The sequence below is a fragment of the Brevibacillus sp. NPDC003359 genome, assembly GCF_042878995.1.
Lineage (GTDB): Bacteria > Bacillota > Bacilli > Brevibacillales > Brevibacillaceae > Brevibacillus.
In genome coordinates, this window is the sequence record NZ_JBIAOR010000009.1 from 158,547 (window position 1) to 173,023 (window position 14,477).

A 14,477-nucleotide genomic window follows, 5' to 3' on the forward strand; every position below is an offset into this window, starting at 1 on the left:
GCCCCAAGCCATCAATGGGGATTCCGATCGTCAGTCGGAGTTTCCTTTTTTTGTTCTAATTGCTCTTTCTTTTTCTCTTTGTTTGCCTTTAATTGCAGGTTGAACAAATTATTAATCCGAATCTGCAAATCTACCTGCTTAAACGTGACGATTAAAGCAAGGAAGCACACGACAACCGCGAGAACCTGAACATAATCAATCGTCATCATAGCATCACTTCTCCACTGCGAATCGCTTCGAGCATCGCGGTTTTCATTTCTTGCATGCTCTCTTCGCGAGGTAGTTTGATAAAGGAAGCAAGGTACTCCATGTCGGGGAGCAGAAAGTCGAGGATCGTCAGTATGGCCCGATTATCCCCTGACTGTGCTCTTTGGAGGGTTAGGCTGAATGAATCAGCTTCTCGGCCAATTGGCGCAAATATTTGTTTTTGCATTTACTCACTCCTTGTCTGGTCATATTCAGTTTTTTGGCTACCTGTTCTTCAGTCATTCCTTGAATGACGACGTGCTTGATAATCATCCGAGCTTTTTCTGGGAGTTGCATCAACACCTCCTGAACATACAGGTTCGACAGGTTGTCCTCGATCGCTTCCGTTCCCCGCATGCCCTCATTGATAACCGTCTCCCTGTACAAACGCTTCTTGGCGGCGTACTGCAATCGCCAAGCAATCCTCTTGAGCACTTTTCTGCAATGCTCTTTCAACTGCTCATCTGTCACATGCTTCACCTTCTGTCTTTTTCATCCGGAAATAGGAACGTTCGTTCTCTTTGTAGTACAAGTATCTCATACTATGGTAATAAGTTCAAGTTCTTTCTACCAGATTTTTGGAGATGATTTTTCCGGTTGATCCTCTGCATAAACATCAGAAAAGACATCAAAAAAACACGATCCCGATTGGAGATCGTGCCTGTATGGAAGTATTAAATTATCCTTACACAATTACTGTCCCTACTCCATAAAAGTACATAATTCTCATACTTTTTAGGTTTTATCTGCCCATCATGCAAGAAACACCTTAAATGAAGAAGGACCTTTAAAAATAAAAAAGCAAGCCCCTCTCGCATTCACAGCAGAAGAACTAGCTTACTTTTCTATATGTCCACTCTTTTAATCCCAAATATTCGGACGTTCAACACCCATCGTTCGCATATAATCTAGCAGCTGGCCGGTATGTACCGACTCATGATAGGCGATTCGCAGCAGCATGTCTCCAAGCGTGCGGACATACCCAACATCAGATCGATCAATGCGGACACTCTCCAAGTCGCTCTTGGACAGCCCTTTGACGAAGCGGAGAAATTCTTCTCGATACGGCTTCGCAAAGACCAAATCTTCTTCTACGGTCGAAAACTCTTTGGTTTCATACGGATTGGGGATATCAGACAAGGCAGCGCTTCCCCGCTGGATCAAAATCTGGTGATACAAAAACTCACCCTCAATGACATGACGAATCATTTCCCCGCACGTGAACGCTTTATCGTCAGGCTTCCAGTTCAGCATTTCCTTAGGAATTGCCTTCCACACCTTGATGCTTCTACGTCTTACTTCCTCAAAATTTAAGATTAAGAGATCATTTTCGTTCATGCCATTCTCCCCTCCCCGTAAGCTCGTCCTAGTTTTTTTGATAGAGATCACATGTCGCTACGTGATCATTGACCATGCCGACTGCTTGCATAAAGGCGTAGCAAATTGTTGAACCGACAAACGTAAAACCCCGCTTTTTCAGGTCCTTGCTCATCTTGTCGCTGATTTCGGTTGAAGCAGGCACATCCTTCATTTCCTGAAAATGATTATGAATCGGCTTCCCGCCTACAAACGACCAAATATAGCTGCTAAAGGACCCGAACTCCTCCACAACCCGCAAATACGCGTGGGCGTTCTTCACGACGCCGCGAATCTTCAGCCTGTTTCTGACAATGCCTTCGTCTGTCAGCAATTGTTCGATCTTGGCTTCATCGTATTGAACAATCTTCTCCGCTTCGAAGTTATCAAATGCCCGCTGGTAGTTCTCCCTCTTTTTCAAAATCGTGTACCAGCTCAGCCCTGCTTGTGCACCTTCCAAATTCAAATATTCAAAGAGCAGTCGATCATCGTATACAGGAACTCCCCACTCCTGATCATGATAATCCATATAGATAGGGTCCTGATTCACCCAGCCGCACCGATTCATGGAAAGAAACCTCCTCTATGAAATACGAACGTATATTCTTATATAAAGAATATACAATCATTGGCTATTCTGCAAGTTTTTCTTCACAAAAAAAGACCTCATCAATCTGGGGTCTCCCTGCAATCAATTAAGCTGTTAAAATAATTGGCTTCCCCTTCGTTACAACGATGGTGTGCTCGTATTGAGCTACATAACTCTTATCAGGCGTAATGATCGCCCAACCGTCCCTGCCATCCTCCACATATTCCGTCCCCGTTGAAATGAAAGTTTCAACCGCCAATACGAGACCTTCTGTGAGCAAGCGTCTATCCTTTTTGTCGTAGTAATTCAAAATGTAAGTAGGCTCTTCGTGCAAGCTCTTGCCTATGCCATGGCCCGTAAGGTTTTTGACCACTGTAAAGCCTTTTTTCCTGGCCTCCTGGTGAACAATGCGACCAATCTGACTTAGCTTTGATCCAGCCTTTGCCGCATCCAATGCCTTGTACAGCGACTCCTCGGCGCATTGGCATAAGGATTGTTTCTTAGGCTCGCCTTCCCCTACCACGATTGAAGCACCTGTATCGGCAAAATATCCATCCAGCTCCGCCGAGACATCAATATTGATGATATCGCCACTTTGCAGGACTGTATCATCAGGGATGCCATGCGCAACAATGTGATTGACACTGATGCACGTATGCCCAGGAAAATCATACGTGATATTCGGTGCAGACCGCGCTCCGTACTTTGCCAAGATCTCCCCGCCAATCCGGTCGAGTTCTTTCGTTGTCACGCCTGTCCGCACGGCTTTTATCATCGCCTCTCTTGCTTCTGCCACAATACTCCCGATCCGCTTCAAGCAGATCAAATCATGTTCATTTTGAATCGACATGTATTTGCCTCCTTTTCATTCATACCCAGTATTTACCTATTCCATTTCCCTACATTGGAACATTTTTCTTTGCCAATCGCAACCGAAGAAAAAACAAAGAACCCCAGAAGCATCCTCTGCGGCTCTTATCTTACGAAACTAGGCTAGATTCAGTGCATACATTCCTTGCGATGTGGTCGACTGCTTTTGAATAAACCCGATAGAGATTCGGTTAAATTCTTCCGGCTGATCGACATTGACGACATGACCGCAGTTAGTGACTAGACTCAACTGTGCATATTGCCTTTTTTTCACACGCATCTGGACGAAGGGCAAAAACATATGGTCTTCGTCACCCATGATGAACAAGGTAGGGATAGGAGGTTCTTTATCAAAGAGGGTTCCCAGGAATCGATTGATGCCTTTTGTCAGCTTGAACCATCTCTTGAATTCTTTTTGACAAAGCTTTTTGGCTTCGTGGATAAACAATGAACGCGATTCTTTATGACGCTTACTCGGCATGATCACCCATGCAAACAGTCGATACAACCACATGTACGGGATGAAATGCTTGACCATATTCCCCATCGTGATCAGCACCTGTGATCGAACGTTCAAGTGCGTCACAGCTCCTGCCAAAACCATAGAACGCATTCTCTCCGGGGCCTGCTCCGAAATAATCTGCACAATAATCGTCCCTAAGGAAATCCCCACAAAATGGGTGGAAGCAATTTTTAAATGATCTAAAACCTCTATGATATCTCTGCTGACATCATCAAAGGTGTATGTTTTGAACAGCTTGCCTGGGATGCTCTTCGATTTTCCGTGACCACGCATATCTACTAGAAGAACGTTGAAATTTTCTTTGTATGCCTTAAGTTGTTTACACCAAATCGATGAGCTACCCCCTGCCCCATGGACAAAAGTCACCCATTCGCAATCTTCACCACGTATGTATGTCTTATAATGGATCACTAATATCCCCCCACCTGTATTATATAGGAGGGATGTCCCAGGTGAAAGGATTACCATAAAATTGAAATTTTTGTGTACATAGAGGCATATCGTTTCACTTGAGACTCTCTACCAAAAACCACACGACATTCGAAATGAATAAAGACTGTCCGATTCCAAAACTGAGCCCTGTGAAAAATCGGAGCTTGTTATTGCTTGTCCGCCACTTCCATTGTTGGGTAAAGCCATCGATAAGCATCGGCAATAGCAGTAATCCAATCAAATAATAAGGAGTCACGATATGCATCGCTGCAAAAACGGGCGCCAGCAGGTACCCAGCCAGTATCGAAACACATCTGGCACATAGCGGCATTTTCTTACCCGCGATAGAAAAGGAGCGATCTGGGCGCCGATGACAGGGAATCCACTGCGTATTGATCTTCATCAACTCCCTCAATCTGGCTTGCAATCGCAATCGGGTGCATCACAATCCGGACAATCAACGGGAAGATGGTTGCAATCGAACGAGCTATTTTTACGCTTTTTCCGGTTTGTTGAGTAAAAAAGGAACATGCTAATCAAAACGAGAAGACCCAGTATGATCAAGACTCCTCCCGTTACATAATCCCCTTGATACAGAAAAACGCCTCCCGCTATCCAAGCGATCATGCAAAGCGTTACTCCAACAAAAAACAGATACATCCTCTCCCTTCAATTCTATCTACGTCAAAGAGTATCTGTAGTTTCACTGTGCGTTACGATCGGGGGTGAAGTCATCGACCCGGCTGATTTGTTATGGCGTCCACATAGTTATAACGCTCTGTACGTGCGTATGTAAGCCAATAAACGGGAATCGGAACAGGAGATTTTTCCCTCCTATTTGTATCTCTGTCCTCAACTTGCACATATTCCAGTTCCACATCAAATAGGCTTAAGAAACTCTCATCACTTTCCCTCCCGAACAAAAAAACCGTCAGTGCAGACACTGACGGCTCCCTCCATATGAAATATCTAAATCCTAATCATCATCACCATCATCCAAATCATCGTCGTCGGTGTCGACGGAGTTCGTGTCCCCAGTTGCAGGAGTATTTGCCGGAGCGCTGCCATTTTTATCGGCTGGTGTCTGATCATCATCGTCATCATCATCGGTAGAGCTATTGTCGATGGTGGTCGTCGAAAGCACTTTTCCGGTAATGGCATGTATGCGCACATCTACCGTTTTGGAGTCTTTTTTCGTGATCACCCGATAGACTGCTCCACTCTTTGTCTCGATTAAGTCAACATCATCGATCTTGCCGCCACTTGTTCTTTCCGTCGCAATCTGTTTCGCTTGCTGTTCGGTAATTTTGGTCTGTGGCTGCACCGGTGGATTCGAGCTTTGATTCGGTTTTGACTGCTGCTGTGATTGTGTCTGGGTTGTAGCTGGCTGTTGTTTACCTGGAGCATCCTTCCCGCCGCCATTCGGTTGCGCTGCACTGACTGTCGGATTTGAACCCGGTTGCGTTGGATTCGTCGCCGTTTCGTTTGCCTTTGGCTGCGCAGTGGCTGCGACCAAGGAGAGCTCCTTCAAATCAATAATCTCACCCGTCTGCGCATTCACCATCACACTATACGTTCCGCGCTCATTAAGGAGTTGGAGATTGTAAATGCTGTTTTCCCCTACATCCGTCATGGAGATCGATTCAATTTTCCCCGGATAGCGGGCCGTCACGATCTGTTTGACTTCCTCCTCTGACAATGCTTGCAAATCCATACTTGCAAAGATCCGTTGCATGCCAAATGCCGTAGTGACCAACAGAAAACTCGCCAGCAGCCCTATTTTCCATTTTTTATTCATACGTACCTCCTGCTATTTCTTAGCCTGCCCTGGCAGAAAAACGGTCACGAACGTCCATTTCCCTTCTTCACTATCAAGTGCAATATCGCCTTGATGGGCATCGACGATCTGTTTGGCAATAGAGAGACCTAGTCCTACGCCTCCTGTTTCGCGGCTGCGGGCTTTGTCTACACGGAAGAAACGGTCAAAAACATGCTGCAAATCTTCTTTTGGAATCCCCATTCCGTAGTCCTTCACCGAAAAATAAGGACGATCTCCTTGAATCCCTACACCCACTTCAATTTCATTCGAGCTGTATTTCATCGCATTGTCGAGTAAAACGACGAGCACTTGTTTTAGTTTTTGTTCATCGGCCATGACGAGAACCGATTCGTTGTTTGCCTTTAGTTGAAATGACCTGCCATACGCATTGGTCAATTGTGTGATAGTCGTTTGGCACAACGGGATCAAGTCGATTTCTTTGACATCCAGATTCCATTCGGCACTATTGTTTGCGAGAAGGAGCATTTGATTAGTCATATCCTTCATGCGCACGGCTTCCGAATAGATCGCTTCCACCGATTCCGCCAGAACCTCCGGCTTTTTTGTCCCCCAACGCTTCAATAGCTTCGCATAGCTTTCTACTACGGTCAGCGGCGTTTTCAATTCATGGGAAGCATCTGAGACGAACTGCTGCTGCTTCTCGAAGTTTTGCTGCAATAAATCCATCATCTTGTTAAAGGTACTTCCTAACGCATGCAATTCATCTTTGGACGTGTTCTCAAGCGGTATTTTCTTAAAAATACTGCGCGCTTGAATGGCTTCCATCGTTTGAATCATCGAATTGACTGGTCGCAAAATCAGATTGCTCAGCATGCGGCCCGCAAAAAAAGCAGGAATCAGCACGAATAGCGAAGCAAACAACAGAACGTTTAGCAGCAGGCTCAAATTCTCTTGCAAACCCGCAATACTTTCAATGACTTCTAGCGTGACAATTTTTCCATTCGTCCAAATGATCGGGACCTTGACGAACGCGTATTTCGCTCCGTTGACATCGAAGACACCGTCACTCGCTTTTCTTTCAAAGAGGGGCTTCGGTGCCGGGATTGGTTGCGTGCTGTCTACTTCCTGCGTGACGATGGCCCGTGATTGCTGATCGATAACACGGATCATGCCGTTCGATGGCAAATACGGCTGTAGCAGCGTGGCCGCGTCGAATTTTTCCACACCGGTCTGATTGAGACCGCTTTGGATGTGCAGAACCTCTCGTTGTAGACGATCCAGCTCTCCGTCTGTTGTCACTTTGTAGAACACGAAGTAAATGAAGCTGTTGACCATGAGTAACAGTAGCAAGAGTGCGACCGTTGAGAACAAATGAATTTTATTTTTGATTTTCATAATCTACCCCTTCAGCATATAACCAACGCCTCGTACTGTATGCAATAGCGGGGTTTCATACCCTTGATCCACCTTTTTACGCAAGTAACGGATATACACGTCAACGACATTTGTATCTCCGAAATAATCAAATCCCCATACGTGTGTAAGAATCTGTTCACGATTCAGAACATGGTTTTTATTCTGCATCAAATAGAGCAACAAATCGAATTCTCGCGGCGTCAGCTCGATCTGGCTGGAACCTCTCGTCACTTCCCTCGATTTTTCATCCAGGCTTAATTCCGCTACTTCTACTTTGGAGCTGGCTTCCACTTTTCTCGTCATTTGGGACAAGCGGAGGCAGGAACGGATGCGCGCCAGCAGTTCTTCGATTTCAAAAGGCTTCGTGATATAGTCATTCGCGCCTTGATCGAGACCATTTACTTTGTCCACGACAGCATTTCTGGCCGTCAACAAAATGACTGGCGTCGCGGAATCCTTTACCCGAATCCGGCGAAGCACTTCAATACCTGACAAGCCTGGCAGCAGTACATCGAGCAGGATCAAGTTCCATCCGCCTTGATTGTATTGTTCCAACGCCTCGAGCCCTGTTTTGGCGATCTCGCTTTCGTATCCTTCGTATTCCAGCTCTAATTGAATCACACGAGCAATTTTCTCTTCATCTTCCACAATTAATATTCGCTCCGACATGTAATCCTCCTAAGCCTTGCATCCATTATCCAGATGAGTTTAGCAAATATTGGCTGTGGATCAAAGAGTAATCCGTACGAAAGATATAATTTTTTACTTATATCGATAACCCCACCCACTGCCAGTACGCGTAATAAAAGACAACCATCAGGATCGCGTGGGCCGCACCCGCATACAAGCTCAATCGCAGCAAATCCTTAGGCAAAAAGGTCTCTTTGCCGCTTTCCTGGAACATGAGCAATGCTTTGGAGCTGACAGGGAAGGTGAGGCAGTAGTTCATGCCGACGATCCCTAAGAACAGAACGGTCACTTCATTCAAATCAAGGCTACTCGCAAAGTAAAGAAGTGGTGGAACAAGAATGACGGCTCTCGTCGTGTGCGATGTAATGTACAGATGCGATGTCAGCGTAAGCAGCGTGATGACGACGATGATCAGAAGCGATGATTCCCCTTCCAACTGCTCGGTGATCGTGAACAGCTTTTTCATGATCCACTCTGCCGCGCCGCTCTCCAACAACGACTTACCGAGTGCAATGGCTGCCCCTACAAACAGAATCAGGTTCCACGAGACAGACTGTACGCCATCCTTCCATTTCATGACCCCCACACTCGGCAGTGTCAAAAGAAAGGCGCCAACAACTGTCGTGGTAGCGATTTCGATGCCGTGAAAACGCTCTGTCAGCCAGAAGATGACCATCGCCCCGATCACGGCTACCGTATATTTTTCGTTGCGGGACAAGGTAAGGGAGAGCTTTTTGCTCGCGAGTGGGCGCTGCATTTCTTCTTTGGTGAGAAACAGAGCCAGAACAATCCGGCAAGTAACAATGCTGGCCACTACCCCAAACGGCAGTCCCCACAACAGCCACTCCGCAAAGCTCATCCCTTCCCCATTGAACTCCTTCAGCATATCGAGTGCGATAAAATGGGAGCCCGCTCCGATCATGGTAGAGCTCGTGGATACTAAAATAATCGTCGGAATCAGGATCGCCATGGCTTTCGTAATTGGTTTGTTCCCGATTTCTGAAGTCAGCGAGTGGAAAACAGGCAGTAGCACCGCTGCGCGTCCAGAAGTAGACGGGATAAAGAAAGCAAGGAATTGAACGACGACCGTCAGTAGCCAAAACAAGCTTTTTACATTCTTCGCGCGGCTCACGACCAAATCTGTGAGTTTGCCAGCCAAACCGGTCACTTGAAGCGCACCACCAAGGATGAACGAGCCAATCATTAGCCAAATGACGTCGGAGGCGAGCGAGTCGAACAAAATTTCCTGGTCAGCCGTTCCTGTCACCACGAGGAGTAACACAGAGCCAATCGCTACATAGGCAGAGTTCAGCGAGGTTGTCGTCCACAGGATCACGGCGACACAGAAGCAGAACAAGCTCCATTTGGCTTCAAATGTCAGGGAAGACGGTAGCATAAGCAGTAATTCAACGAACATAATCAGGACAATCGGAAGGACCCAGGCAGGTCTTTCCTTTGCGACAGTCTGTGCAATCACGATACTTGCTCCTTCGCCATTAAACGATTTGCGAGCTGCAGGCCTACCATGATGGTTCTCATGGAGCTTTCCGAGCAATCGGTCAGCCACTTCTCGGCATGCATGAACGCTTCTTCCAACGTAGACGGCATCGGCAAAATACTCGTGTACGCATCAATTCCGTGCTCATAATTGAGTCGGGCACCTTTGCCAACGGTTCCAACCAAAGCCACTACCGGCAAGGCATGCTTCTTCGCCCGCTTCGCCACTTCCACTGGAATTTTTCCTCGCGGTGTTTGAAAATCAATGCTTCCTTCCGCCGTAAACACAAGGTCTGTCTCTTGGAGCATGCGATCCAAATCAATGTACTTCATGATGATGTCGTAGCGTGGATACAGGTTCGCACCAGCGAGCACGTGCAGTCCAGCACCCAAGCCTCCCGAAGCACCACTGCCCGGCATTTCTCTGACGTCGATACCGAAATCCCTCCCGATGATCGCCGCGAATTGTTCGAGTGCTTCTTCCAACTCAACGACTTGCTCAGGCGTCGCTCCCTTTTGCGGGCCAAACACGCGAGCGACTCCGTTTTCCCCGCAAAGCTTGTTAAACCAGTTGCAAGCCACATCGATTTGCACCTGCTTGAGCCTTGGGTCCATGCCGGAAACGTCAATTTCCGCTACTTTTGCCAGTGAGATTCCGCCTTCAATACGGATTTCTTGACCGCTTGCATCCAAAAATTTCGCGCCAAGTGCTTGCGCCATACCTGCCCCGCCATCGGAAGTACCGGAATCGCCGCAGCCTAGCAAAATACGATCTGCCCCCATGTCCAGCGCCGCTTTGATCAATTCACCGACGCCATGTGTCGTCGTTTTGCGCGGGTCACGCAAGCTTCTAGGAACCAGTCGCAGTCCGGCTGCTGCCGCCATCTCAATCACAGCAGTTTGACCTGTCGTCTTTGATCCGAACACCCCAAAATGGGAAGGAACCTTTTCTCCTACGGGGCCCGTTACGTCCCTATCAATAATCGAGCCATTCGTAATTTTTACAATCGCTTTCGTAAAGCCTTCTCCTCCGTCTACCATCGGCAGTGTTTGTACTTGGGAGAGCGGGAGTACACGCAGAATTCCTTCTTTCATGCACTCTGCTGCTTGCTCGGCATCTAAACTTTCCTTAAAGCCCGAAGGCACAACGAGTATACGCATAAAAACAACATCCCTTCTCTTTATTTGAATTTGCTTTCGCATTTGTCTCACTTGAGTAAGACCAATACTAAGCTTCAAAAAAGAGAAGGGAATAATAGGAAGATGAGAAATTGATGAGAGAAAAGCAAGAAGAACGTTACGATTCTAAGCGTTTCGTTTTCTGCGCAGCTGATAGTAGGTCACAGCCAATGCGAGCGCTAATACCGTTCCTTTTACAATATCGTAAGCGTAATACGGCAGATTGAGCATCGTCATGCCGTTGAGCAGTACCCCGATCAGGATGGCTCCCACAAATGTACCGAATACGTTAGGCTTTCCTGCACCGAATACGGAGAAGCCTACGAAAGCAGCCGCTACGGCATCCATCAGCATGGAGCCACCGCTATTCACCTGCCCGGTACCGATCCGCGCTGCCAAGAGCATCCCGCCCAAGCCTGCAAAAAGAGCGGAGAGCACATAAGCCAAAGTACGATAGCGATTCACAGGAATCCCCGACAGACGGGCTGCTTCCAAATTGCCGCCTGTCATGTACAACATCCGCCCCTGCCTCGTATAGGACAAGTACACATGCGTGATCGCCACAAGTAAAAAGGTCAGGATAACGGGAACAGGAACGGAGAGAATTTCTCCCTGGCCCAGCCAGAGGAACCATTCCTGGAATTTTCCCGGAGCTTGCGAGCCGTCCTGCATTGGCATGTTTGCGTAGATCGAGTAACCCTGGGAATACGTCATATGAATGCCGTTTACGATGTAGAGCACCGCCAGCGTAGCCAGCAAATCAGGAATGCGGATTTTCACGACCAGGAAGGCGTTGACCAACCCGACGAGCAAGCTGAGTACAATCGGGACAACCAGTGTCGTGAAGACTCCTTGTTCGTACCAAACCATCATCGAAGCAGATACGACTGTGGTCAACGAAACCGTCGATCCTACAGACAAGTCAAAGCCTCCGACAATCAGAGAGAACGTAACGCCAATCGCTACAAAGGTCACAATCGAGATGGAACGAAGAATGTCCGTCAAGTTGTCGTACGTGAAGAAATACGGGTTGGTCAAACTGAATAACAACATGACAATGACGATGACTGCAACCGTTCCGTATTTATAAATAAAATCAAATAAGCTAAACTTTTTATCTGCCACGTTACTCACCTCCGCTTGCGTAATACATAATCTGTTCTTGTGTTGCTTCCTCGCGACTCAGTTGCTTCACAATCTTGCCTTCGAACATGACGAGAATCCGGTCTGCGATCCCGATGACTTCCTGGAACTCACAGGAGAAATACAGGACGCCCTTTTTTTGCTCGGCGAGATTTCCGATCAGGCGGTAAATATCGCTTTTCGCGCCGATGTCCACCCCTTTTGTCGGCTCGTCAAACATAAAGAGGTGAGCGTTTGTATCCAGCCATTTGCCAATTGCGACTTTTTGCTGGTTTCCGCCACTGAGAAAACCGACCAGCTGCTTGATATCGGCTGTTTTTACACCAAGGCGCTGCACGAGCTCTCTTGCGTTGGCCGCTTCCACCCCTCTTTTGATAAAACCGAGCCAAGACTTCTTTTTAAGTGAGGCAACAGACAGGTTGTTCTGCACGGACTCCTCGACGAAAATCCCTTCCTTGCGCCTTTCCTCCGGGACGAGCACGATTCCTGCATCGACGGCGTCTTTGGGCGAGCGCAGTTGGATACGTGTTCCATGCAATCGAATGGCTCCAGCCTTAGCCTCATCTGCACCGAAGAGCAATCGGGCAAGCTCGGTCTTCCCTGCCCCAACTAGACCAACGACGCCCACGATCTCTCCCTCGCGAACATGCAGGTCGACGCCGCGTACTTTGCCGCCAGCCACTCCTGACGCCTCAAAAATCGTTTCGCCAATCGGCACTTCCATCTTCGGGAACTCCTCGTCGAAGCTTTTGCCCAGCATGTTCGCGATCACTTCGTCCATATTGGTCGTAGCCGTCTCTGTGGTCACGACATGCTGACCATCGCGCATAATCGTGATCCGGTCACAGATTTCAAAAATTTCCGGCAACCTGTGAGAAATGTAAATGATCCCGACTCCTGCTTTTTTCAGCTGGGCAATAATGTGAAATAGCCGCTCGCTCTCCTTTGTACTCAACGGCGCTGTCGGTTCATCGAAAATGACGTACTTCGCCTTTTGAACGGTCGCCCGTGCAATCAAAATCAATTGCTTTTCCGACAGCGTACATTCTTCGACGAGCATCCTCACCGGAATGGAGAAGCCGAAGCTCTGTAAAATCTGCTCCGATTCGTTGTACAAGCTCTGCCAATTGATCAGTCCCTTGGTTTTTGCTTGGACGAGCTGGTCGAGCAAAATATTTTCGGCGACGCTCAAATACGGGATCAAGGCGGTGTCCACTTCCTGATACACACATTGGATGCCCAGTGCTTTGGCGTCCTGCGGAGATTGGATCGACACGGACTGGCCATCGATGGTGATCGTACCGCCATCTGCCTGATACGCTCCCGTGAGAATTTTCATCAGGGTACTCTTTCCTGCGCCATTGGCACCGAGCAGTGCGTGAACCTCTCCTGCGCGCACCTCAAAATCGACGGATCGCAGGGCAGGAACCCCAGAAAACTGCTTCGCTATCCCCTTCATCTGCAATGTGGACATTTTTCACACCTCCTGTATAAGTCCGAATTCCAACCTCTATAAGGAAAAATCCCGTTGATGGATTCGTATCAACGGGAAAAGCCAATTTGGTTCTTACTTGCCCCACTCTTGTATATATTGGGACAGGTCGCCCATCGTTACTTTCTTATCCTTCGGCAGGTCTTCTTGTTTCACCAGCACTGGATTCAGCTTCACGTTGTCTGGCACTTGCTCGCCTTTGATTTTCTGGAACACGGTTTGGGCATGAATGCGTCCGATATTGGATGGGTCTACTGCTGCCGTCGCTGCCCACGGAGAGTTTTCCGCCTGGATCAATTGCAGATCCTCATCGCTCAAATCGATGGAGTATACTTTGATTTCCGTACGTCCTGCTTGCTGAATGGCACGCGTTGCCCCTTTGGCAAATTCATCCCAAGCCGCCCATACTGCTGTGATGTCGCCTTTGTTCGGATACTTTTTCAAAATCGCTTCCATCTGCGTTTGCGTATCGAGTGCCGTATTGTTGGTGGCAGAACCAAATGCTGCGATCTCTTTGATGTCCGGGTATTTCTTCTGGAAAGCTTCATACGTGACTTGGCGTTTTTCCATAGGCGCAAAGCCCGCTACCCAAATTTTTACGATGTTTCCTTTACCGTTTGTATCTGCAGCCAGCTTCTCGAGGCTCAGCTCTGCCAATTTGTTGTCATCTTGCGCCACAACTGGCACTCCTGGAATGTTGATGTCTGTATCAAACAGGACGACCGGGATTTTTTTATCCACAGCCTTTTGCGTGCCCTGCTGCAACGCTCCCGCCGTACCATGGTCGATCAGAATGCCATCAAACTTTTGGTTCACAGCCGCATCGAGGTTGGACGCCATTTTTGCCAGATCGGTATCTGCGTTGAATACGGTCAACTCGCCGCCGTTTTTCTCCACCTCTGTCTTCACGCCATTGATGTATTGCGCAGAGAATGTCCCTACGTTTTGACGCATGATCAATGCGATTCTCTTCGCCTTTTCTCCCGAAGCACCGGCGTTCGTGCTTCCTGTTCCCGTTGTTGCTCCCCCGCCGCCGCATGCTGTCACGAGAACGGTCGTTGCCAAAACAAGTGATGTAATCAGTCCAAGTTTCTTTTTCATTTTGATGTTCCCCCTTTTTCTTTTTGAAAACAGATAACAAGATTCAAAATTTTGTTTCCCCTCTATCGGTTGGGGTAGCCCTGGCACATGTCTTCCAGTCGCCTGTATCCTCTCTTCGTTCGGGCGGTCTCCTTCCAGACATGTACCAGGGCTAGCGAAAAAC

17 protein-coding genes are annotated in these 14,477 nt (G+C 47.9%); all 17 read right to left on the reverse strand.

Features of this window, described 5'->3' with window-relative positions:
- Positions 1–11 precede the first annotated feature (11 nt).
- Positions 12–209 carry a hypothetical protein gene (locus ACFYU8_RS20605; protein WP_017251814.1) on the reverse strand — a complete coding sequence of 66 codons (198 nt, stop codon included), beginning with the start codon at positions 207–209 and terminating at the stop codon, positions 12–14.
- Positions 206–433 carry a hypothetical protein gene (locus ACFYU8_RS20610; RefSeq protein ID WP_390302759.1) on the reverse strand — a complete coding sequence of 76 codons (228 nt, stop codon included), beginning with the start codon at positions 431–433 and terminating at the stop codon, positions 206–208. The genes ACFYU8_RS20605 and ACFYU8_RS20610 overlap by 4 nt, the downstream gene beginning before the upstream one ends.
- Positions 379–717: a sigma factor-like helix-turn-helix DNA-binding protein gene (locus ACFYU8_RS20615; RefSeq protein ID WP_390302756.1), complete on the reverse strand. Its 339-nt coding sequence runs from the start codon at positions 715–717 to the stop codon at positions 379–381. Before ACFYU8_RS20615 ends, ACFYU8_RS20610 begins: the two co-directional genes overlap by 55 nt.
- Before the next feature lie 390 nt (positions 718–1,107).
- Positions 1,108–1,584: a DinB family protein gene (locus ACFYU8_RS20620; RefSeq protein ID WP_390302753.1), complete on the reverse strand. Its 477-nt coding sequence runs from the start codon at positions 1,582–1,584 to the stop codon at positions 1,108–1,110.
- 28 nt (positions 1,585–1,612) lie between these two features.
- Complete coding sequence (locus ACFYU8_RS20625; RefSeq protein WP_390302750.1) at positions 1,613–2,170, reverse strand: DNA-3-methyladenine glycosylase I; 558 nt, start codon at positions 2,168–2,170, stop codon at positions 1,613–1,615.
- Between the two features lie 127 nt (positions 2,171–2,297).
- Positions 2,298–3,041, reverse strand: a complete 744-nt coding sequence (map, locus tag ACFYU8_RS20630; RefSeq protein WP_390302747.1) for a type I methionyl aminopeptidase — start codon at positions 3,039–3,041, stop codon at positions 2,298–2,300.
- Between the two features lie 138 nt (positions 3,042–3,179).
- A complete protein-coding gene (locus ACFYU8_RS20635; RefSeq protein WP_390302744.1) occupies positions 3,180–3,995 on the reverse strand; it encodes an alpha/beta fold hydrolase in 816 nt (271 codons plus the stop codon).
- A gap of 94 nt (positions 3,996–4,089) precedes the next feature.
- A complete protein-coding gene (locus ACFYU8_RS20640) occupies positions 4,090–4,419 on the reverse strand; it encodes a DUF2085 domain-containing protein (protein WP_390302741.1) in 330 nt (109 codons plus the stop codon).
- An 8-nt stretch (positions 4,420–4,427) separates the two neighbouring features.
- On the reverse strand, positions 4,428–4,643 hold the full coding sequence (locus ACFYU8_RS20645) for a hypothetical protein (protein WP_390302739.1): 216 nt from the start codon (positions 4,641–4,643) through the stop codon (positions 4,428–4,430).
- Positions 4,644–4,992: 349 nt separating this feature from the next.
- Positions 4,993–5,814 carry a PepSY domain-containing protein gene (locus tag ACFYU8_RS20650; RefSeq protein ID WP_390302736.1) on the reverse strand — a complete coding sequence of 274 codons (822 nt, stop codon included), beginning with the start codon at positions 5,812–5,814 and terminating at the stop codon, positions 4,993–4,995.
- A 12-nt stretch (positions 5,815–5,826) separates the two neighbouring features.
- On the reverse strand, positions 5,827–7,191 hold the full coding sequence (locus ACFYU8_RS20655) for a HAMP domain-containing sensor histidine kinase (protein WP_390302733.1): 1,365 nt from the start codon (positions 7,189–7,191) through the stop codon (positions 5,827–5,829).
- 3 nt (positions 7,192–7,194) lie between these two features.
- On the reverse strand, positions 7,195–7,881 hold the full coding sequence (locus tag ACFYU8_RS20660) for a response regulator transcription factor (protein WP_390302730.1): 687 nt from the start codon (positions 7,879–7,881) through the stop codon (positions 7,195–7,197).
- A gap of 97 nt (positions 7,882–7,978) precedes the next feature.
- Positions 7,979–9,319, reverse strand: coding sequence for an SLC13 family permease (locus ACFYU8_RS20665; protein ID WP_390303151.1), 1,341 nt, complete (start codon positions 9,317–9,319; stop codon positions 7,979–7,981).
- A gap of 56 nt (positions 9,320–9,375) precedes the next feature.
- Positions 9,376–10,560, reverse strand: a complete 1,185-nt coding sequence (locus tag ACFYU8_RS20670) for a glycerate kinase family protein (protein ID WP_390302727.1) — start codon at positions 10,558–10,560, stop codon at positions 9,376–9,378.
- A 144-nt stretch (positions 10,561–10,704) separates the two neighbouring features.
- On the reverse strand, positions 10,705–11,703 hold the full coding sequence (locus ACFYU8_RS20675) for an ABC transporter permease (RefSeq protein WP_390302724.1): 999 nt from the start codon (positions 11,701–11,703) through the stop codon (positions 10,705–10,707).
- Between the two features lies 1 nt (position 11,704).
- The gene (locus ACFYU8_RS20680; protein ID WP_390302721.1) at positions 11,705–13,195 is read right to left on the reverse strand and encodes a sugar ABC transporter ATP-binding protein; all 1,491 of its coding nucleotides are present in this window, start codon (positions 13,193–13,195) and stop codon (positions 11,705–11,707) included.
- 93 nt (positions 13,196–13,288) lie between these two features.
- Positions 13,289–14,314, reverse strand: coding sequence for a sugar ABC transporter substrate-binding protein (locus tag ACFYU8_RS20685; protein ID WP_390302718.1), 1,026 nt, complete (start codon positions 14,312–14,314; stop codon positions 13,289–13,291).
- Between the last annotated feature and the right edge of the window lie 163 nt (positions 14,315–14,477).

Bases quoted from the DNA above. Each gene is read 5' to 3' on its own strand.
- ACFYU8_RS20670 (WP_390302727.1), bottom strand. From the start codon at position 10,560: ATGCGTATACTCGTTGTGCCTTCGGGCTTTAAGGAAAGTTTAGATGCC.
- ACFYU8_RS20655 (WP_390302733.1), bottom strand. From the start codon at position 7,191: ATGAAAATCAAAAATAAAATTCATTTGTTCTCAACGGTCGCACTCTTG.
- ACFYU8_RS20625 (WP_390302750.1), bottom strand. From the start codon at position 2,170: ATGAATCGGTGCGGCTGGGTGAATCAGGACCCTATCTATATGGATTAT.
- ACFYU8_RS20620 (WP_390302753.1), bottom strand. From the start codon at position 1,584: ATGAACGAAAATGATCTCTTAATCTTAAATTTTGAGGAAGTAAGACGT.
- ACFYU8_RS20680 (WP_390302721.1), bottom strand. From the start codon at position 13,195: ATGTCCACATTGCAGATGAAGGGGATAGCGAAGCAGTTTTCTGGGGTT.
- ACFYU8_RS20640 (WP_390302741.1), bottom strand. From the start codon at position 4,419: ATGAAGATCAATACGCAGTGGATTCCCTGTCATCGGCGCCCAGATCGC.
- map (WP_390302747.1), bottom strand. From the start codon at position 3,041: ATGTCGATTCAAAATGAACATGATTTGATCTGCTTGAAGCGGATCGGG.
- ACFYU8_RS20605 (WP_017251814.1), bottom strand. From the start codon at position 209: ATGATGACGATTGATTATGTTCAGGTTCTCGCGGTTGTCGTGTGCTTC.
- ACFYU8_RS20610 (WP_390302759.1), bottom strand. From the start codon at position 433: ATGCAAAAACAAATATTTGCGCCAATTGGCCGAGAAGCTGATTCATTC.
- ACFYU8_RS20645 (WP_390302739.1), bottom strand. From the start codon at position 4,643: ATGATCGCTTGGATAGCGGGAGGCGTTTTTCTGTATCAAGGGGATTAT.
- ACFYU8_RS20650 (WP_390302736.1), bottom strand. From the start codon at position 5,814: ATGAATAAAAAATGGAAAATAGGGCTGCTGGCGAGTTTTCTGTTGGTC.
- ACFYU8_RS20665 (WP_390303151.1), bottom strand. From the start codon at position 9,319: ATGTTCGTTGAATTACTGCTTATGCTACCGTCTTCCCTGACATTTGAA.
- ACFYU8_RS20660 (WP_390302730.1), bottom strand. From the start codon at position 7,881: ATGTCGGAGCGAATATTAATTGTGGAAGATGAAGAGAAAATTGCTCGT.
- ACFYU8_RS20685 (WP_390302718.1), bottom strand. From the start codon at position 14,314: ATGAAAAAGAAACTTGGACTGATTACATCACTTGTTTTGGCAACGACC.